At 65.2% G+C, this 19,401-nt stretch carries 12 protein-coding genes; 6 read left to right on the top strand and 6 right to left on the bottom strand.

Annotation, left to right across the window (positions count from 1 at the left end; all coding sequences use genetic code 11):
- Positions 1–100: 100 nt before the first annotated feature.
- From trpS to LB532_RS16520, 3 genes are all read right to left on the bottom strand, one after another.
- Positions 101–1,168, bottom strand: coding sequence for a tryptophan--tRNA ligase (gene trpS / locus LB532_RS16530; protein WP_140643654.1), 1,068 nt, complete (start codon positions 1,166–1,168; stop codon positions 101–103).
- A 163-nt stretch (positions 1,169–1,331) separates the two neighbouring features.
- The gene (gene murJ, locus LB532_RS16525) at positions 1,332–2,939 is read right to left on the bottom strand and encodes a murein biosynthesis integral membrane protein MurJ (protein WP_140643652.1); all 1,608 of its coding nucleotides are present in this window, start codon (positions 2,937–2,939) and stop codon (positions 1,332–1,334) included.
- A 46-nt stretch (positions 2,940–2,985) separates the two neighbouring features.
- A complete protein-coding gene (locus LB532_RS16520; protein ID WP_140643651.1) occupies positions 2,986–5,787 on the bottom strand; it encodes a [protein-PII] uridylyltransferase in 2,802 nt (933 codons plus the stop codon).
- Between the two features lie 184 nt (positions 5,788–5,971).
- Between LB532_RS16520 and LB532_RS16515 the strand changes: the two genes are divergently transcribed.
- The 3 genes from LB532_RS16515 (at position 5,972) to LB532_RS16505 (ending at position 9,935) form a co-directional block, all read left to right on the top strand.
- Complete coding sequence (locus LB532_RS16515) at positions 5,972–8,476, top strand: heavy metal translocating P-type ATPase (RefSeq protein ID WP_140643649.1); 2,505 nt, start codon at positions 5,972–5,974, stop codon at positions 8,474–8,476.
- Positions 8,477–8,520: 44 nt separating this feature from the next.
- Entirely contained in the window at positions 8,521–8,913 is a 393-nt protein-coding gene (locus tag LB532_RS16510) for a DUF305 domain-containing protein (protein WP_140643648.1), read from the top strand.
- Positions 8,914–9,089: 176 nt separating this feature from the next.
- Positions 9,090–9,935, top strand: a complete 846-nt coding sequence (locus tag LB532_RS16505; RefSeq protein WP_140643646.1) for an aldo/keto reductase — start codon at positions 9,090–9,092, stop codon at positions 9,933–9,935.
- Positions 9,936–10,019: 84 nt separating this feature from the next.
- Here LB532_RS16505 and mutS read toward each other — a convergent pair whose 3' ends face one another.
- Positions 10,020–12,782, bottom strand: coding sequence for a DNA mismatch repair protein MutS (gene mutS, locus LB532_RS16500; protein ID WP_140643644.1), 2,763 nt, complete (start codon positions 12,780–12,782; stop codon positions 10,020–10,022).
- A gap of 217 nt (positions 12,783–12,999) precedes the next feature.
- Here mutS and LB532_RS16495 point away from each other — a divergent pair, with 217 nt between their 5' ends.
- Entirely contained in the window at positions 13,000–15,279 is a 2,280-nt protein-coding gene (locus LB532_RS16495) for an NADP-dependent malic enzyme (protein ID WP_140497115.1), read from the top strand.
- Positions 15,280–15,328: 49 nt separating this feature from the next.
- Here the strand turns inward: LB532_RS16495 and LB532_RS16490 are convergent, their stop codons facing one another.
- A complete protein-coding gene (locus tag LB532_RS16490; protein WP_140643642.1) occupies positions 15,329–16,030 on the bottom strand; it encodes a hypothetical protein in 702 nt (233 codons plus the stop codon).
- A 397-nt stretch (positions 16,031–16,427) separates the two neighbouring features.
- Complete coding sequence (locus LB532_RS16485; protein ID WP_140640172.1) at positions 16,428–17,420, bottom strand: adenosine kinase; 993 nt, start codon at positions 17,418–17,420, stop codon at positions 16,428–16,430.
- 199 nt (positions 17,421–17,619) lie between these two features.
- Here LB532_RS16485 and LB532_RS16480 point away from each other — a divergent pair, with 199 nt between their 5' ends.
- On the top strand, positions 17,620–18,522 hold the full coding sequence (locus tag LB532_RS16480; RefSeq protein WP_140640171.1) for an EamA family transporter: 903 nt from the start codon (positions 17,620–17,622) through the stop codon (positions 18,520–18,522).
- A 157-nt stretch (positions 18,523–18,679) separates the two neighbouring features.
- On the top strand, positions 18,680–19,393 hold the full coding sequence (locus tag LB532_RS16475) for a sulfate transporter family protein (RefSeq protein WP_140640170.1): 714 nt from the start codon (positions 18,680–18,682) through the stop codon (positions 19,391–19,393).
- The last annotated feature ends 8 nt before the right edge of the window (positions 19,394–19,401 follow it).

Here is a 19,401-nt window from a genome sequence, read left to right as displayed (position 1 = left end):
TATTTACTCGATGTCATTTCGGCCGCAATCTGCCACTGCGGCTGACCGGCGGCAAGCCGCCGGTCTTTGGCCGGTATGGTGCGGGGCATAACGATGCGGATCAGTCCTGCAGCAGCCCGATGATGTCGCGAACCGTCTTCATCGTCGCTTCCGCCAGTACGCCGGCGCGCTCGCCGCCGTCCCTAAGCACCGCGTCGACATAGGCGCGGTCATCGGAAATGCGGCGCATTTCGGCGGCGACCGGCGCCAGTTTTTCGACTGCCAGGTCGGCCAGTGCCGGCTTGAACACCGAAAACTGCTGGCCGCCGAACTCCTTCAGCACCGCCTCTTTCGATATGTCGGCAAGGCCCGCATAAATGCCGACCAGGTTTTCCGCTTCCGGCCGGGTGGCGAGGCCATCCACTTCGCTCGGCAACGCTTCCGGATCGGTCTTGGCCTTGCGGATCTTCTTGGAGATGGCCTCGGCATCGTCGGTCAGATTGATGCGCGACAGATCCGACGGGTCCGATTTCGACATCTTCTTGGAGCCGTCGCGCAGGCTCATGATGCGCGCCGCCGGCCCGCCGATGACCGGCTCGGTGATCGGGAAATAGCCGTTCACCGTCTCCTCGCCTATCCTCATCTCGACGCCGACGCCAAGACCGGCGATGCGGTCCGAGAAGTCGTTGTTGAATTTCTGGGCGATGTCGCGCGTCAGTTCCAGATGCTGCTTCTGGTCCTCGCCGACCGGCACATGGGTGGCGCGGTAGAGCAGGATGTCGGCCGCCATCAGCGAGGGATAGGCAAGCAGTCCCAGCGAGGCGTTCTCGCGGTCCTTGCCGGCCTTGTCCTTGAACTGCGTCATCTTGTTCATCCAGCCGATGCGCGCCACGCAGTTGAAGATCCAGGCGAGCTCAGCGTGCTGCATGACCCGCGACTGGTTGAACACGATGTGCTTCTTCGGATCGATGCCGGAGGCCAGGAATGCCGCCGTGATGGAGCGCGTCTGGTCCCTGAGATCGTCATAGACCAGCTGGGCCGTCAGCGAATGCAGGTCGACGACGCAGTAGATGCAGTCGGACGTGTCCTGCAGAGCGACGAATTTCTTGATGGCGCCGAGATAGTTGCCGAGATGCAGATTGCCGGTCGGCTGGACACCGGAGAAGACGAGTGGCTTGAAGGCGGACATGGTTTCCTCGTGGCTTGTGGAGGGCCGTATAAGCGTGATTCCGAAAAGTTGCAGACTTTTCGGAGCCAATCACGCGGCTGGAAACCGCGTGCGGCGAAAGTCTTGCGACGGCGCGCTTATGGACGAACATGACGCTGCGATCAAGACTGCTATTGCAGCCGGCCTACTCGTCCAACTCGGCCTTTGCGGCTGATGGTGTCGCCTTGCCCGAGCCGCGCCTCACATTGCGGCGGATCATGCCGAAATCGGCGCCGCCGCTGGCAAAGGCCGTGACGAAGTAGAGCAGCGCCCCGCCGGCCACCAGCCCCAGCAGCGTCGTCGCCTTGACGACCAGCGGCGAGCCGGAGCCGAGCCTGGCGCTCAGCCAGTGTTCGGCGAAATAGAGGGCGACGCCCATCACCGCCGCCGACAGCACCAGACGCGGAATGCGCTTCAAGAGCGGCACGTCGCGGCCCCAATGGCCGCGCCGGATCAGCACCCCGAGCAGCATCAGCGCGTTGACCCAGCCGGCCACCGCCGAGGCCACGGCGATGCCGGGCGCGCCCATCCTCGGAAACAGCGTCAGCGCGGTGGCGACGTTCACCGCCACCGAAATGGCGGCGAAGATCATCGGCGTGCGCGTGTCCTCGCGGGCGAAATAGCCCGGGGTGAACGCCTTGATCAGCACGAAGGCCGGCAGGCCGAGCCCGAAGATCGCCAGGATCGCCGCCACAACAGGCGTCGAATGGTTGGCGGCGAACGCGCCGCGCTCATAGACCAGCCGCACGATCGGTTCAGACATGACCCAGAGCGCCACCGCAGCCGGCAAGGTCATGAACAAGGTGAATTCGACCGAGCGGTTCTGCAGATTGGCCGCCTCGATCAGATTGCCCGACTTCAGCGCCCGCGACAGTTCCGGCAACAGCACGATCGCAACGGCGACGCCGACCACGCCAAGCGGCAGCTGGTAGACGCGGTCGGCATAGGCGAGCGAGGAGACGGCGCTGTCCTGCGCCGACGCGATCGCGGTGCCGATCAGCTGGTTGATCTGGGTGATGCCGCCGGTGATCGCCGCCGGCAGCGCCAGGATCAGGAGCCGCTTCACGTTCGGCGTCATCTTCGGCCGGCGGAAACCGATCGAGATGCCGGCGTTGCGAACCGCCACCCAGACGATGGCGAGCTGCACGAGGCCCGCCGCCAGAACGCCCCAGGACAGGCTGAAGCCGACGGCCTGCGCATCCAGCCCATGATACCAGGCATAGCCAAGCACGCTGATCAGGATGATGTTGAGGAAGGCAGGCGCGACCGCCGCGGCGAAATAGCGGCGCAACGAGTTCAGCATGCCCGCCATCATGGCGGCCAGCGACATGCAGATGAGATACGGGAACATGATCGTCGCCAGCGTGACGGTCGTCTCGAACTTGCCCGGCGTGTCGGCGAAACCCGGCGCCACCAGGTAGCGCACGATCAGCGGCATCGCCAGTTCCATGGCGATGGTCAGCGCCAGCAGCGCCGTGAACAGCACCCCGAACACTTCCTCCGAGAAGCGCTTGGCGCCGTCGGTGCCGTGCGTCTCGATTTCCTTGGCGAACAATGGCACGAAGGCGGCATTGAAGGCGCCTTCGGCGAACAGCCGGCGAAAGGTGTTGGGAAACTGGAAGGCGGCGTTGAAGGCGTCCGCCACCGGTCCGGTGCCCAGTGCCGCCGCCATCAGCATCTCGCGGCCGAAACCGAGCGCGCGGCTCATCAGCGTGCCGGAAGCGACCGTTGCGAATTTCTTGACGAGGCTCATGCGTTTGGAGACTGCCTGCGCGATTGGGACAAAGTGATGGTGGCGCTCACTCGGCGGCCGCCTTGGTCCTGCTGCCGCGTTCGGAGGCCGTGCCCTCGAGCGTCGCCGTCAGCCTGTTGCGGATGGTCGTGGTGCGTGAGGGGCTGTCGATCTTCTGGCCAGTGAGGTCGGTGACGTAGAACGTGTCGATCACCTTTTCGCCGAAGGTGGTGATGTGGGCTGACGCGATGTCGAGCGACAGGTCGGACAGTGTTCCGGTGATCTCCGACAACAGACCCGGCCGGTCCAGCCCTTCGACCTCGATCACCGAAAATCGGTTCGACAGCGTGTTGCGAATTTCGGCGCGCGGCGCGATCCGGAAGACCTTGGCGCCGCGCTTGGGCTTGGTGCGCTTCTCGATCATCTCCGGCAGCCAGCTCTTGCCCGACAGCACGTCCTCGATCAGCCGCCCGACGCGCTCGGCGCGCCGGCGCTCGTCCTCGTCGCGGTCGAACTCCCTCGAGATCAGGATCGTGTCCAGCGCGCGGCCGTCCGAGGTGGTGAATATCTGCGCGTCGACGATGTTGCCGCCGGCCGCCGCACAGGCGCCGGCGATCACCGACAGCAGGCGCGGATGGTCCTGCGCCAGCACGGTGATCTCGGTCACCGCCTCGAACTGGTGCGTCTTGACCATGGTGGCAAGCTTGTTGCCGGCCGCATCCGCCTCGCGGATGAATTCGGCATGGCGAAGCTGGTCCGGCAGGTCTACGGTCAGCAGGTAGTTCTCATAATGCAGGCCGACATAGCGCTCGCGGACCTTGTCTGGCCAGCCGGCGAGCGCTTCGGCCAGGCGCTCGCGCGCGGCGGAAGTGCGTTGGGCGCGCGACACTTCCGAGAAGCCGCCGGTGAGCAGCAGTTCGGTCTCGTAGTACAGCGTGCGCAGCAACTGGCCCTTCCAGCCGTTCCAGACTCCCGGTCCGACGCCCCTGATGTCGCAGACGGTGAGGATGAGAAGCAGCTTCAGCCGCTCGACGGACTGCACGATCGAGGCGAAGTCCTCGATCGTCTTGCGATCGTTGAGATCGCGCGTCTGCGCCGTCATCGACATGACCAGATGGTTCTCGACCAGCCAGGCCACCGTTTCCGTGTCCGCCGTCGAAAGTCCCATATGCGGGCAGATGCGCCGGGCTATCCGGGCGCCGGCTTCCGAATGGTCCTCCGGCCTGCCCTTGGCGATGTCGTGCAGCAGCACGGCGACGTAGAGCGCCTCGCGGCTTTTTCTCAGTCCCGGCATCAGCGAATGCGACAGCGGATGCACCTTCTCGCCGTCGCCGCGCTCGATCTCGGCCAGCACGCCGATGCAGCGGATCAGATGCTCGTCGACCGTGTAGTGGTGATACATCGAGAACTGCATCATAGCGACGATCTTGCCGAAATCGGGGATCAGCCGGCCGAGCAGCCCCGCCTCGTTCATGCGGCGCAAATTGAGCTCGGCATTGCGGTCCGAGGTCAGGATGTCGAGGAACAGCCGATTGGCCTCCTCGTCGCGCCGCAGCGACTTGTTGACCAGGCCGAGCGAGCGGGTGAGCAGCTTCAGCGCGTCGGGGTGGAATTCCAGCCCGTGCTTGTCGGCGAACCAGAACAGCCGCAAGAGATTGACCGGGTCGCGCTCGAACACCTGGTCGTCGGCGATGTTGATGCGGTGGTTGTCGACGATGAAATCCGACGTGCCGGCAAGCTTGCGCTTGCGGCGCTGGAAGGTGAGAAAGATGCGGTTGAAGCCCGGCACATGCTTGGCCTGCTCCTCTTCGAGCGCGGCGCAGAAGATACGGGTCAGGTCGCCGACATCCTTGGCGACGAGGAAATAGTGCTTCATGAAGCGCTCGACCGCCGACAGGCCGGGATGGGTGGTGTAGCCCAGCCGCTCCGCGATCTCGCGCTGGATATCGAAATGCAGCCGCTCCTCGGCCTTGCCGGTGAGGAAATGCATGTGGCAGCGCACGGCCCACAGGAAATCCTCGGCCTTCTGGAATTCGCGGTATTCGGCCTGCGTGAAGACGCCCTTCTCGACCAACTCCTCGCCGGTGCGCACGCGGTAGAAATACTTGCCGATCCAGAACAGCGTCTGCAGGTCGCGCAGGCCGCCCTTGCCGTCCTTGACGTTGGGCTCGACCAGATAGCGGCTTTCGCCGGCCTTGGCATGGCGCTCATCGCGTTCGGCGAGCTTGGCCTGCACATATTCCGGTCCGGTGGTGCGCACCACCTCGTGGTCGAAGCGCAGCATCAGTTCGTCGTAGAGCTTCTGCTCACCCCACAGGAAGCGCGCTTCCAGGATCGAGGTGCGGATGGTGATGTCGGTGCGCGACAGCCGCAGGCATTCCTCGATGTTGCGGGTCGCGTGGCCGACCTTCAGCCCCAGGTCCCACAGCATGTAGAGCATGTATTCGACTGTCTGTTCGCCCCACGGCGTCTGCTTGTAGGGCAGCAGGAACAGAAGGTCGATGTCGGATCCCGGCGCCAGCGTGCCGCGGCCATAACCACCGACCGCGACGACGGCCATGCGTTCGGCGACCGAGCGGTTTTTCACCCGGTAGACATGGGTCGCGGCGAAATCGTAGAGCGCCCGGATCAGCTCATCCATCAGGTGCGACAGCCGCTCGGCGCAGGCATTGCCGCCGCCATCCTGCTTCAGCATGGCCTCGGCGACCTTTCGGCCCGCGGCGAGCCGGCCCTTGAGAAGCTGGAGAACCCCGGCGCGGGCCGCCGATCCGGAGCCGTCCCCGGCCGTGGCCGCCGTCAGAGCGGTCATCTCGCGGCGCAAGGCGTCGCCGTCGATCAGTTCATCGAGCTTCAGGGAGATTTTCGCCATGGTACCGGTTGGCCTTGCCTTTTGGGCGGCGTCTATAGCGCGTTTCCGCGGCGCTGGGTATGGGGGCGGGTTGACGCGTTTCCATGGTGGACACCCGCGACAATAAAATTCAAACCAGTCCTTGACCTTCCAGTTACTGGAAGGACTACCTCCGGCTCGAAGCAGTTTGATAGAGGCATTCGAAATGACGCATTCAGATCACGATCATCACGCGCATGGTGGTTGCTGCGCGGCAAAAGGTGCGGCCGTGGATGCTGGCGCCGTCACGCGCGATCCGGTCTGCGGCATGACCGTCGATCCAGCCGCCGGCAAGCCGACATCGGAGCATGGCGGCCGTCACTATCATTTCTGCAGCGAAAGCTGCCGTTCGAAATTCCAGGCCGAGCCGGAAGCATACCTGACCGCAACCGACCCCGTCTGCGGCATGAGCGTGGACCGCGCCACGGCAAAGCATTTTCTGCGCCATGACCGCCAGGGCTTCTATTTCTGCTCCGCCGGCTGCAAGTCGAAGTTCGAGGCGGCACCGCAAACCTATCTCGGCGACAGGCCGGCGCCTCAGGCGATGCCGAAGGGCACGCAATACACTTGCCCGATGCATCCCGAGATCATCCGCGACAAGCCCGGCTCCTGTCCGATCTGCGGCATGGCGCTCGAGCCGATGGGCGTTCCGACCGGTGACGAGGGGCCAAATCCCGAACTGGTCGATTTTACCAGGCGGTTCTGGGTCAGTGCAGTGCTCTCGGTGCCCCTTCTCATCGTCGCCATGGCGCCGATGATCGGTCTGTCGTTCGAGAAGCTGGTCGATGACCGGACAAAGGTCTGGATCGAGCTGGCGCTCGCAAGCCCCGTCGTGCTTTGGGCAGCATTTCCGTTCTTTCACCGCGGCTGGGACTCGATCCGCAACCGCAACCCGAACATGTGGACGCTGATTTCGCTCGGCGTCGGTGCGGCCTATCTCTACAGCGTCGTCGCGACGCTGTTCCCGGACATTTTTCCGCATCAGTTCCGCGGCCATGGCGGGGCGGTGCCGGTTTATTTCGAGGCCGCCGCCGTCATCGTCGCGCTGGTCTTTCTCGGCCAGGTGCTGGAACTGCGCGCCCGCGAAAAGACCGGCTCGGCGATTCGCGCCTTGCTAGATCTCGCGCCCAAGACCGCCCGCCGCATAGGAGAGGACGGTTCCGAGAGCGATGTGCCGCTGGACAGCGTCAAGGCCGGCGAGCGCCTGCGCATCCGGCCCGGCGATGCCGTGCCGGTCGACGGCACCGTGCTCGAAGGCCGCTCTTCCATCGACGAATCCATGATCACGGGCGAACCGTTGCCGGTCGAGAAAGCCGAAGGTGATACCCTCACCGGCGGCACGCTCAACAAGAACGGCTCGCTGATCATGCGCGCCGAGCGCATCGGCGCCGAGACCACGCTCTCGCGCATCGTCGAGCTGGTCGCCAAGGCGCAACGCTCGCGCGCGCCGATACAAGGGTTGGCCGATCGCGTTTCCTTCTACTTCGTCCCGGCTGTCGTTCTGGTCGCCATCGCTGCCTTTGTCGCCTGGGCGATCTTTGGGCCCTCGCCCAGCCTGATCTTCGCCATCGTCTCGGCGGTCTCCGTGTTGATCATTGCCTGTCCCTGCGCACTCGGCCTCGCCACGCCGATGTCGATCATGACCGCCACCGGACGTGGCGCCCACGCCGGCGTGCTGATCAAGGAGGCCGCCGCGCTCGAACGCTTCGCTTCCGTCGATACGCTGATCGTCGACAAGACGGGGACACTGACCGAAGGCCGGCCGAAACTGACGGATGTCGTAGCCGCCGATGGGTTTTCGGAGGAGGAATTGCTGGGCCTCGCCGCGAGCCTGGAGAAGGGCTCGGAGCATCCCCTGGCCGAGGCTATTGTCGAAGGCGCCGCGACCCGCGGTGTAAGGGTCGCCGAAGCCAGCGGCTTTGAGGCGGTCACCGGCAAGGGTGTTTCCGGTGCCGTTTCGGGCAGGAATGTAGCGCTCGGCAACGCCGCGATGATGCGTGATCTCGGCGTCGGCGTGTCCACCGTTTCGGCCGCGGCCGAGGCGCTGCAAGGCGATGGCAAGACGGCGATGTTCGTCGTCGTGGACAGGAAATTGGCCGGCATCGTCGCCGTCGCCGATCCGGTCAAGGCGACCACCGCCGAGGCGATCAAGGCCCTGCACGACAGCGGCTTGAGGATCATCATGGCGACCGGCGACAATGAGCGCACGGCAAACGCGATCGCCAGGAGTCTCGACATCGACGAAGTCCGCGCCGGCCTGTTGCCGGAACAGAAGGGCGCGCTGGTCGAGGAATTGCGCGGCAAGGGCGCCGGCGTCGCCATGGCCGGCGACGGCGTCAACGACGCACCGGCCTTGGCCGCCGCCGATGTCGGTATCGCCATGGGCACCGGCGCCGATGTCGCCGTCGAAAGCGCCGGCATCACTTTGGTCAAGGGCGACCTCAACGGCATCGTGCGTGCCCGCACACTGGCTCAGGCGACTATCCGCAATATCAGGCAGAACCTGTTCTTCGCCTTCCTCTACAATGTGCTTGGCGTGCCGGTCGCGGCCGGCGTGCTCTATCCGCTGACCGGCACGCTGTTGTCGCCGATGCTGGCAGCGGCGGCGATGAGCCTGTCCTCGGTTTCAGTGATCGCCAACGCGTTGCGGCTGAGGACATTGAAACTTTGAGCCGATCCCCCAAATACGAAAACCCAATGAACAGGAGACCGTCAATGACCTTGGCCAAGAAAATCGTACTGCTGCTGATGGCGGCTGGAATGCTGGTTGCCGTCTTCCTCGAAAGCGTTCCCGCACAGAGCGAGGAGATGAAGCACGACATGGCCGGCATGGCGACGGGGGCGGAAGGCCCATCGACCGCAGGCTACAAGGCGGCGATGGACAAGATGCACGCCGACATGATGGCCTCCAAATACACCGGCAATGCCGACGTCGATTTCGTCCGCGGCATGATCCCGCACCACCAGGGCGCCATCGACATGGCCAAGGTCGAACTCGCCAACGGCAAGGATCCCGAGATCCGCAAGCTGGCCGAGGCCGTCATCGCGGCGCAGGAAGCCGAGATCAAGCAGATGCAGGACTGGCTCGCCGCCCATCCGGTGAAGTAAGCTTTCGCGGCTCGGGCGAGAACGCCTCCGGATTTCTCGCCCAGAGCGGTTCAGCGTGATGGAATCGCCGACCCGCTCTAAATCTTGTTTACGCAATTCCGGACGGAAAGCCGCTACACACTTTTCCTGGAATTGCCCCAGACTGTGACGCGATCCGGTCTAAACTGGAGCCTGCCATGCCCTCGAGCGTCAGAACCACCACGCTGCCCTCCGGCGAAGCCGTTCCCGTTCTCGGCCAAGGCACTTGGAAGATGGGCGAGGATTCGCGCCGCCGCGCCGAGGAGGTGAATGCCCTCAAGCTAGGTCTCGATCTCGGCGTCAAGCTGATCGACACCGCCGAGATGTACGCCAGCGGCGGCGCCGAGGAGGTGGTGGCGGAAGCCATCGCCGGGCAGCGCGCCGAGGTCTTCCTGGTCTCGAAGGTGCTGCCGTCCAACGCCTCGCGCGCCGGTGTGCAGCGCGCCTGCGAGAACAGCCTGAAGCGCCTCGCCACCGACCGTATCGATCTTTATCTGCTGCATTGGCCAGGCAGCGTGCCCCTGGCCGAAACCGTCGAAGCCTTCGAGGCGCTGAAGAAAGCCGGCAAGATCCGCCACTGGGGCGTCAGCAATTTCGACACCGGGGAGATGGAAGAGCTGGTCGGCCTGCCCGACGGCGGTAACGTCCAGACCAACCAGGTGCTCTACAATCTGGTCCGGCGCGGCCTTGAGTTCGATCTGGCGCCTTGGAGCCGGAAACGCGGCATCCCTTTGATGGCCTATTCGCCGGTCGAGCAGGGCGCCTTGGCGCGCAATGCCAGTTTAGACGCGGTCGCCGCCCGCCACGGTGCGACCGCGGCACAAATCGCACTGGCCTGGGTGATGCACCAGGATGGCGTCATCGCCATTCCCAAGGCCAGCAGCCAGGACCATGTCCGCCAGAATGTCGCGGCGCTCGACATCGAGCTCACAGGCGAGGACCTCGCCGACCTCGACCGCGCCTTCCCGCCGCCGAGCCGCAAACGCGGGCTGGAGATGATCTGAGCGTTGTCGGTGAAGCTGCCAATCTCCCCCCTCGAGGGGGGAGATTGGCGGTTTCGGCGATACCGCCATGCCAGCAGGTTCAATCTACATTCCCGCCAGCCCCTTCAATCGATAAAGCGCTTCCAGCGCTTCCCTCGGCGTCATCTCATCGGGATTGATGTCACCGAGTGCGGCGCCCAGCGCGTCGCTCTTGACCGGCTTTGGCGCTTCCCGCTTCACCGCCACGGAAAACAGCGGCAGATCGTCGACCAGGCGGTTGGTCTTGCCCGAAACCTCGCCTTCCTCGAGCTGGTGCAGCACTTCCTTGGCACGGTCCACCACCGCCTCCGGCAGGCCGGCGAGCCGCGCCACCTGGACGCCGTAGGAGCGGTCGGCCGCGCCCTTGCCGACCTCGTGCAGGAAGACGACGTCGTTCTCCCATTCCTTGACCCGCATGGTGACGTTGTGGAGCCGCGCCAGCTTACCGGCAAGCGAGGTCATCTCGTGGAAATGCGTGGCGAAGATCGCCCGGCAGCGGTTCTTCTCGTGCAGATATTCCACCGCGGCCCAGGCGATCGACAGGCCGTCGAACGTGGCGGTGCCGCGGCCGATCTCGTCGAGGATCACCAGCGCGCGTTCGCCGGCTTGGTTGAGGATCGCCGCCGTCTCGACCATTTCGACCATGAAGGTCGATCGGCCGCGCGCCAGATCGTCCGAGGCGCCGACGCGGGAAAAGAGGCGGTCGACGACGCCGATATGGGCCGATGTCGCCGGCACGAAAGAGCCGGTCTGGGCCAGGATAGCGATCAGCGCGTTCTGCCGCAGGAATGTCGATTTACCGCCCATATTGGGGCCGGTCAGCAGCCAGATCGCGCCGTTCTTGGCGCTGCCCTCCGGCGACAGGTCGCAGTCATTGGCCACGAACGGCCCTTCGCCCGAGCGCCGCAGCGCCTGTTCGACCACGGGATGGCGCCCACCCGAAATCTCGAAGGCAAGGCTGGCATCGACCAGCGGCCGGCACCAGGCCTCGCTCTCGGACAAAAGCGCCAACGCCGCCGACACGTCCAGCACGGCGAGAGCATCGGCCCCGGCGCGGATCTTCTCCGCTTCGCCGACCGCTTCCGCCGTCAGCGCGTCGAAGGCGGCAAGCTCGATGCTCAGCGCCCGGTCGGCGGCATTGGCGATCTTCGTTTCAAGCTCAGCCAGCTCCGTCGTGGTGAAGCGCATGGCGTTGGCCATGGTCTGGCGGTGAATGAAGCGCGCCTTGGCGCCATCGCTGCCGGTCATCACGGCGTGATGGTTGGCGGTCACCTCGATATAGTAGCCGAGCACATTGTTGTGCCGGATCTTCAGGGACCGAATGCCGGTCTCCTCGATCAGCGAACGCTCCAGCCCGGCGATCACTTTTCGCGACTCGTCGCGCAGCGCCCGCATCTCGTCGAGCTCGGCGTTGTAGCCGCCTCGGATGAAGCCGCCGTCGCGCTTGAGCAGCGGCAGTTCCTCGCCAAGCGCATGCGTCAGATGCCCAGCAAGCGCTTGCGGCAGCGCCCGGATCGCTGCGAGCGCCGCCGCCAATTCACGGGGCAGGGCGGTCGCGGCAAAGATCTCCGCGATCGCGCCGGCGGCCTCGAAGCCGGCGCGCAGCGCGCCGAGGTCGCGCGGGCCGCCGCGGTTGAGCGCCAGCCGCGACAGCGCGCGCGGCATGTCGGCGACGCTCTTCAGGCTCGCCCGCACCGCCTGGCAAAGCTGCGTCTCGGAACGGAAGAACGACACCGAATCCAGCCGCGCGGCGATTGCCGCCGGGTCGGTCAGTGGCGCCATCAGCCGGTCGGCGAGCAGCCTGGCGCCGCCGCCGGTCACCGTGCGGTCGATCGCCTTGAACAATGAGCCTTCACGGCTGCCCGACAGCGTGCGCAGCAGCTCCAGGTTGCCGCGCGTCGCCGGGTCGATGAACAAAGTCGAGCCGGCCTCCTCGCGCTCGGGACGCGACAGCGGCGGCCGCTCGGCCTTCTGCGTCTTTTCGACATAGGCGATGGCGCCCGAAATCGCCGACAGTTCGGCACGCGAAAACGCACCAAAGCTGTCCGGCGTCGCCACCTCGAAGAAGCGGGCGATGCGCCCAGCGGCCGAGGCCGAATCGAACAGGCTCGGCGGCTGCGGGTTGGCGACGCGGCCGAGCACGTCGAATACCGGTCGCAATTCGGGATCGTGGAACACCGGCTCGGCGACGATCAGCTCGCGCGGATCGACGCGGAAAATGTCGGCGAGCAGCCGGTCGGCGGTGGTGTCGGTGACCCGGAAAGCCCCGGTCGAAATGTCGATCCAGGCCAGGGCAAAGCTTCCTTGGTTCCCGGTCGCGCCGCCGCGCTCCCCGCCTCTTGCATCGCCGCCGCCCTTCACCCGTCCCAGCGCCATCAGGAAACTCGATTCCGACGGCGCCAGCAATTTGTCCTCGGTGATGGTGCCAGGCGTCACCAGCCGTACCACATCGCGGCGCACCACCGATTTGGAGCCGCGCTTCTTGGCTTCGGCCGGATCCTCGATCTGCTCGCAGACGGCGACACGGAAACCCTGCGCGATCAGTTTCTGCAGATAGTCATCCGCCGCATGCACCGGCACGCCGCACATCGGGATGTCGTGGCCCTGATGCTTGCCGCGCTTGGTCAGCACGATGCCGAGCGCCCCGCTCGCCTTCTCCGCATCCTCGAAGAACAGCTCGTAGAAATCGCCCATCCGGTAGAACAGCAGCGAATCCGGGTTCGCCGCCTTGATCTCGATGAACTGCTCCATCATCGGGGTCACGCCGCCAGCGGCTGCCGGCGTGATCGCCTCGGGAGCGTCCGGTTCGTTTTGAATGTGCATGTTCATGCGCTCACGCTAGCAGATGTGGCGGCGGGGTTTAATGCCGGCCATTGGAAAAGCAGGGGAAGAACGGAGATCAACCACCATTGAACGCCATGCGTCCTTCCGACGCCAGTTCGGCAACGCTTGGCGGTTTACACGCGGCGGCGCGTGGTCTTAATTCGGAATCACACAAGGCACCCGCCTCAAGGAGGTGCCGCATGGCGAGGAAATCAAAAGCATCATGGCAAGGAAAACCGAAAACAGCGGTCCGTCCGTCAGCGCGCAGGAAGCGCTCGAATTCCACGCCATGGGGCGGCCCGGCAAGCTCGAGATCGTCGCCACCAAGCCGATGGCCACGCAGCGCGATTTGAGCCTCGCCTATTCGCCTGGCGTCGCCGTGCCGGTGCTGGCTATCGCGGAGGATCCCAGCCGCGCCTTCGACTACACGTCGCGCGGCAACATGGTCGCCGTCATCTCCAACGGCACCGCCATCCTGGGCTTGGGCAATCTCGGCGCGCTGGCCTCCAAGCCGGTCATGGAGGGCAAGGCGGTGCTGTTCAAGCGCTTCGCCGATGTCGATTCCATCGATCTCGAGGTCGACACCGAGGACGCCGACGAGTTCATCAACTGCGTGCGCTTCCTTGGGCCCTCCTTCGGCGGCATCAACCTGGAGGACATCAAGGCGCCGGAATGCTTCATCATCGAGCAGCGGCTGCGCGAACTGATGGACATCCCGGTCTTCCACGATGACCAGCACGGCACCGCCATCATCTCGGCCGCCGGCCTGATCAACGCGCTGGAGATCACCGGCCGCGACATGAAGACCACCAGGATGGTCTGCAACGGCGCCGGTGCGGCCGGCATCGCCTGTATCGAGCTGATGAAGGCGATGGGCTTTGCGCCCGAGAACATCATCCTGTGCGACACCAAGGGCGTGGTCTTCCAGGGCCGCACGGAAGGCATGAACCAGTGGAAGTCGGCGCATGCGGTCAAGACCGACGCGCGGTCGCTGGCCGAAGCGCTGGATGGCGCCGACGTCTTCCTCGGCCTTTCCGCCAAGGGCGCGCTGACCACCGCCATGGTGCGTTCCATGGCCAAGAACCCGATCATCTTCGCCATGGCCAACCCCGATCCCGAGATCACGCCCGAGGAAGTGGCGGAGATCCGCACCGACGCCATCATGGCGACCGGGCGTTCTGACTATCCCAATCAGGTCAACAACGTGCTCGGCTTTCCCTATATCTTTCGCGGTGCGCTGGATGTGCGGGCCACCACCATCAATGACGACATGAAGATCGCCGCCGCGCGTGCGCTTGCCGACCTGGCACGCAAGGACGTGCCCGACGACGTCGCGGCAGCCTACCAGGGCAACCGGCCGAAATTCGGCCCCAACTACATCATCCCGGTGCCGTTCGATCCGCGCCTGATCTCGGCCATTCCGCTGGCCGTCGCCAGGGCGGCGATGGATTCTGGCGTCGCCCGCAAGCCGATCCTCGATCTCGACCGCTACGCGCAGGAGCTGTCGGCCCGCCGCGACCCGATCGCCTCGACCTTGCAGCGCATCTACGACCGCGTGCGCCGCCAGCCCAAGCGCATCGTCTTCGCCGAGGGCGAGGAGGAGCAGGTGATGCGCGCCGCCGTCTCCTATGTGAACCAGCGGCTCGGCACCGCCATCCTGCTCGGCCGTGACGACGTCATCAAGGAGAACGCCAGGCACGCCGGCATTGATCTCGACAAGCAGGGCCTGGAGATCATCAATGCGCGCCTGTCGCGCCGCAATTCGGTCTATACCGATTATCTCTACGAGCGCATGCAGCGCAAAGGCTTCCTGTTCCGCGACTGCCAGCGCCTGATCAACAACGACCGCAACCATTTTGCCGCCTGCATGGTGGCGCTGGGCGATGCCGACGGCATCGTCACCGGCGTCACCCGCAACTATTCCACCGCGCTCGACGATGTCAGGCGCGTTATCGACGCCAAGCCCGGCCACCGCGTCATCGGCGTGTCGATCGTTTTGGCGCGCGGCCGCACCGTGATCGTCGCCGACACAGCCGTGCACGACATGCCGAACGCCGAGCAGATCGCCGACATCGCCGAGGAGGCGGCAGGCTTTGCCCGCCGCATGGGCTATGAGCCGAGGCTCGCCATGCTCGCCTATTCCACCTTCGGCCATCCCCACGGCGAGCGCTCCGAGCGCATCCAGGAAGCCGTGCGCATCCTCGACAAGCGCCGCGTCGATTTCGAGTATGACGGCGAGATGGCCGCCGACGTCGCGCTCAACGCCCGCGCCATGGCGCAATACCCGTTCATGAGGCTGACCGGCCCGGCCAATGTGCTGATCATGCCGGCCTTCCACTCTGCCTCGATCTCGACCAAGATGCTCCAGGAACTCGGCGGCTCGACGGTCATCGGCCCGCTGCTGGTCGGGCTGAACAAGCCGGTGCAGATCGTCTCGCTGAACGCCAAGGACAGCGATATCGTCAACATGGCGGCGATCGCGGCCTACACGGCGGGGACCTGAGGAAGGGGTTCGCGCGTCGGACGCGAAGCAGCGGCGGATCTGATCGCGCTTAACCCGCGGAAAAAACCCGCGCCGCCTCAACGACCTCCTTAACCTGATCTTGCCTCAGCAGGTCGATGGGAATGCGCTCGTCGAGCAGCGCGGAGGGGCGGGTCAGCCACAGCCACGCCAGCCTCGGATTGCCGATCAACGACAGCACGTCTCGAATACCCGCCACCGGTCTGCCATCGACGAACTGCGCCAGCGGGAAGACGTGCTTGCGGCCGCCCTTACGCAAGGCGACCACCTCGCCGCGCCTCTGCCAGCGGTGCAGGGTCGAGCGCGCAATGCGGAAGTTTTCTTCCAGATAGGTCGAGCCGGCGACGCGGCCGGCCCAGTCCTCGATCAGCATCGATTCGAGGTCGTCGGACTGGGTGCGCGGAAGCGGGGAGGCGGGGCCGTCGAAATCCGCCGACGGATTTGTGGCGCCCGCAGTACCGGTTTCGCTGCGGCGCGCGGCTTCCGCGGCCAGCGCACGCACGAATTTCGACGCCAGCCCCGGAAGGTCGGCATGGAGGGCATCGATGGCGCGCTGGTGCTTCGGCGACAGCAAGGTGACGGCGGACGCTATGCTGCCCGCGATCTTGCCAACCGAGACCATGGTGGGTTTGTTGATGGCCTCGTCATAGTGGGCGAGCGCCCGCTCGACCTTCTCCGCGACCATGTCCGCGAAGTCGTCTTGTTTAGGACCGGTTATGTGAAATCTGTTCATGCATCTGTCTTCTGGCCGCGAGCGCTCCTCCCCGATCGCGGCCCGTTGCTGAATTTCTAATGTAGAAAGCGGAAATCGCGGCGGCAACAAATCCGGCCGCCCGACAGCTTGCTGTCTTGCATCTTGGCACCCCAACTGGCTGAGGGCGCCCAAATGTCAGTCAAGGACGCCCAGATTGCGTGTAGGTGCGATGTGTGACAGCCGCGCGACGGTGAACGGCGGGCGCTTTTACCTTCTCCCCTTGTGGGAGAAGGTGGCCGAGCGAAGCTCGGTCGGATGAGGGGTGTTCCAGCTTGGCGCTAAGTTACCCCTCACCCGGATTGCCTTCCGATTTGCTAAGGACAAATCGGGGCAATCCGACCTCTCCCACAAGGGGAGAGGTACGAGGCACCGCCCTCTACAGCAACCCCGCCAATTCGGCTTCTTTGCGCAGATTCTGCCTTGGCCTGGGGCCGATCTGCTGGATCACCAGGCCGGCGGCCAGTGAGCCGAGATCGCCGCAGGTCTTGAGGGCGCGGCCTTGCGTGTAGCCATGCAGGAAACCGGCAGCGTAGAGATCGCCGGCGCCCGTCGTGTCGACCAGCTCCTTGATGGCGGTCGCCTGGATGACCACGGTCTCGTCGCCGCGCACGATGACCGAGCCTTTTTCCGAGCGCGTCACGGCTGCGATCTTGCAGTCCTTGCGGATCTGGGCAAGCGCCTCGTCGAAGGACGAGGTCTGGTAGAGCGACTTGATCTCATGGCTGTTGGCGAAGACGATGTCGACGGTGCCCGAGCGCATCAGGTCGAGGAATTCGTCACGGTAGCGGTCGACGCAAAACGAATCCGACAAGGTCATCGACACTTCGCGGCCCGCCGCGTGCGCCAGCTTGGCCGTCTGCCGGATCGCCTCCTTGGCGCGGGGCGGGTCCCACAAATACCCCTCGAAATAGGTGACCTTGGCGCCCGACGCCTTGTCGGCCTCGACATCCTCCGGTCCGAGCTCGACGCAGGCGCCGAGATAGGTGTTCATCGAGCGCTCGCCGTCGGGGGTAACGAAGATCATCGAGCGCGCCGTCGGCGGCTCGCCCTGAAGCGGCTTGGTGTCGAAGGCGACGCCCTGTGCGTGGATGTCGTGGGCATAGATTTCGCCCAAAGCATCGTTGGAGACCTTGCCGAAGAAGGCGGCGCGGCCACCGAAGGAGGCAACGCCGGCCGCCGTGTTGCCCGCGCTGCCACCGGACGCCTCGATCGCCGGGCCCATGCGGCTGTAGAGCAGTTCGGCGCGGTGCGTGTCGATGAGGTTCATCGCGCCCTTGATGATGCCGTTGGTCTTGAGGAATTCCTCTTCGCACTGGGCGATGATGTCGACAATCGCGTTGCCGATGCAAAGCACGTCATAGTCCGGCATCAATGTCTCCGCCAAAATCCGCGCCGGCTTCTTGCCATGCCGGCCGGGCGCGGGTCTAGCGATTTGCAACCGGTTTGCCTAGGCCATGTTCATACCGCGTGATGCCTAGGCGCTACGACAATTCGGTCGTGGCCGAAGCATTTCACCTCGGCTTTGCCTAAGAAGGGCCTTTCGATCCCGGCCCGAAGGCGGCAAGCCCATGCCTGCAAGAAACGACATGAACACCGATCTGGCGCTGCTCGGCGTCCTGGCGGTGCTTTGGGGCGCCTCCTACACCTTCATCAAGATCGGCGTCGAGACGATCCCGCCGGTGACGTTCATCGCCGCCCGCACCTTGATCGCCGGCGGCATCCTGTTCGCCGTCATCCGCTGGCGCGGGCTTGCCATGCCGGGCGATGCGGCGAGCTGGCGCCGGTTCGCCTTCCAGGCGTGCCTCAACAGCGTCATCCCGTTCACCCTGATCGCCGCCGCCGAGCGCTCGGTGGATGCCGGCCTCGCCACTATTCTCAACGCGACGTCGCCGATCTTCACCTTTCTGTTGACCGCGCTCATCACCCGCCATGAACCGGTGACGCTGCGCAAACTGATCGGCGTCGGCGCCGGCATTGCCGGGATCTGCCTCATCGTGGGCACACAGGCGCTGGGCGGTCTCGGCCATGAACTTTGGGCGCAGCTTGCCATCGTCCTTGCAACGGTCTGCTATGCGGGGGCGGCGATCTTCGGCCGAGGCTTCAAGGGCCTCGACCCGATGCTGCCCGCGGCCGGCTCGATGCTCTGCGGCGCCGTCATCCTGGTGCCGCTCAGCCTCGCCGTCGACCAGCCCTGGACGCTCGCGCCGTCGACGGCCTCGATCCTGGCCCTGCTCGGCCTGTCGGTGTTTTCGACCGCGCTGGCCTTCGTCATCTATTTCCGCCTGATCCACACGCTGGGCTCGGTCGGCACGACGTCACAGGCCTATCTGCGCGTGCCGATCGGCGTCGGCATCGGCGCAGTCTTCCTCGGCGAAAGCCTGGGTTCGACGGCCTGGCTCGGCATGGCGTTCGTCGTCGCCGGTGTCGCGGCCATGACCATTCCCACCCGCAAGCCGGCGCTCGCACAATAGGCAGCCAGGCAATCGCTTCAGACCAAATGGCGCCGACGCTCGCAAGAGGGTGGATGCGGAGAATTCGAGCCTCAAGCGATTGCCATGGCAACAGACGCTTGTGACGGGTGGACCTGCTGCCTATCCTCACGGCGTTCGAAGTGAGGTTGGAAGCACCGTGATCTCCAGCGCCGCCCGTGCCGCCGCCGGCCAGTTGTTGTCGCCCGAATTCCGCGCCGTCTTCCTTAAGACGCTGGGCCTGACTGTGCTTGCGCTGGTCGCCTTGTGGTTCGGGCTGACCAGCCTCGTCGAGTGGCTGGCGCTGCCGTGGCTGCACACGCTGTTTCCCGGTCTGCCGTCCTGGGCCGGTTGGCTGGGCGGCATCATCGCGGCCATCGCGCTTGCCTTCGGCATGGCGCTGCTCGTCGCGCCGGTCACGGCTGTCGTCGCCGGGCTGTTCCTCGACGATGTCGCCGACGTGGTGGAGCGTACCGATTATCCCGGCGATCCGCCCGGCCGCGCCATGCCGGCGCTGCGCTCGCTGGTGTTGGCGATAAAGTTCTTCGGCGTCGTCGTTCTGGGCAACATCGTCGCCCTGCTGCTCCTGCTGGTGCCGGGCGTCAACATCGCCGCCTTTTTCATCGTCAACGGCTACCTGCTCGGGCGCGAATTCTTCGAATTCGCCGCGATGCGTTTCCGTCCGGAAGAAGAGGCCAGGGCCTTGCGCCGGCACCATGCCGGGACGGTCTTTCTCGCCGGCCTGGTCATCGCGGCCTTCCTTGCCGTGCCGGTGCTCAACCTGGTGACGCCGCTCTTCGCCGCAGCCATGATGGTGCATCTGCACAAGGCGATCTCGGCCCGGCCCGATCGGCGGAGCAAGCCGTCCCGTTGATGCGTCAA

The organism is Mesorhizobium sp. ESP-6-2, from assembly GCF_020164675.1.
Classification (GTDB): Bacteria; Pseudomonadota; Alphaproteobacteria; order Rhizobiales; family Rhizobiaceae; genus Mesorhizobium.
This window is presented reverse-complemented; position numbering and strand designations above follow the sequence as displayed.

Excerpts from the sequence above, each read along its gene's own strand:
- trpS (WP_140643654.1), bottom strand. The coding sequence starts at position 1,168 with ATGTCCGCCTTCAAGCCACTCGTCTTCTCCGGTGTCCAGCCGACCGGC.
- murJ (WP_140643652.1), bottom strand. The coding sequence starts at position 2,939 with ATGAGCCTCGTCAAGAAATTCGCAACGGTCGCTTCCGGCACGCTGATG.
- LB532_RS16520 (WP_140643651.1), bottom strand. The coding sequence starts at position 5,787 with ATGGCGAAAATCTCCCTGAAGCTCGATGAACTGATCGACGGCGACGCC.
- LB532_RS16515 (WP_140643649.1), top strand. The coding sequence starts at position 5,972 with ATGACGCATTCAGATCACGATCATCACGCGCATGGTGGTTGCTGCGCG.
- LB532_RS16510 (WP_140643648.1), top strand. The coding sequence starts at position 8,521 with ATGACCTTGGCCAAGAAAATCGTACTGCTGCTGATGGCGGCTGGAATG.
- LB532_RS16505 (WP_140643646.1), top strand. The coding sequence starts at position 9,090 with ATGCCCTCGAGCGTCAGAACCACCACGCTGCCCTCCGGCGAAGCCGTT.
- mutS (WP_140643644.1), bottom strand. The coding sequence starts at position 12,782 with ATGAACATGCACATTCAAAACGAACCGGACGCTCCCGAGGCGATCACG.
- LB532_RS16495 (WP_140497115.1), top strand. The coding sequence starts at position 13,000 with ATGGCAAGGAAAACCGAAAACAGCGGTCCGTCCGTCAGCGCGCAGGAA.
- LB532_RS16490 (WP_140643642.1), bottom strand. The coding sequence starts at position 16,030 with ATGAACAGATTTCACATAACCGGTCCTAAACAAGACGACTTCGCGGAC.
- LB532_RS16485 (WP_140640172.1), bottom strand. The coding sequence starts at position 17,420 with ATGCCGGACTATGACGTGCTTTGCATCGGCAACGCGATTGTCGACATC.
- LB532_RS16480 (WP_140640171.1), top strand. The coding sequence starts at position 17,620 with ATGCCTGCAAGAAACGACATGAACACCGATCTGGCGCTGCTCGGCGTC.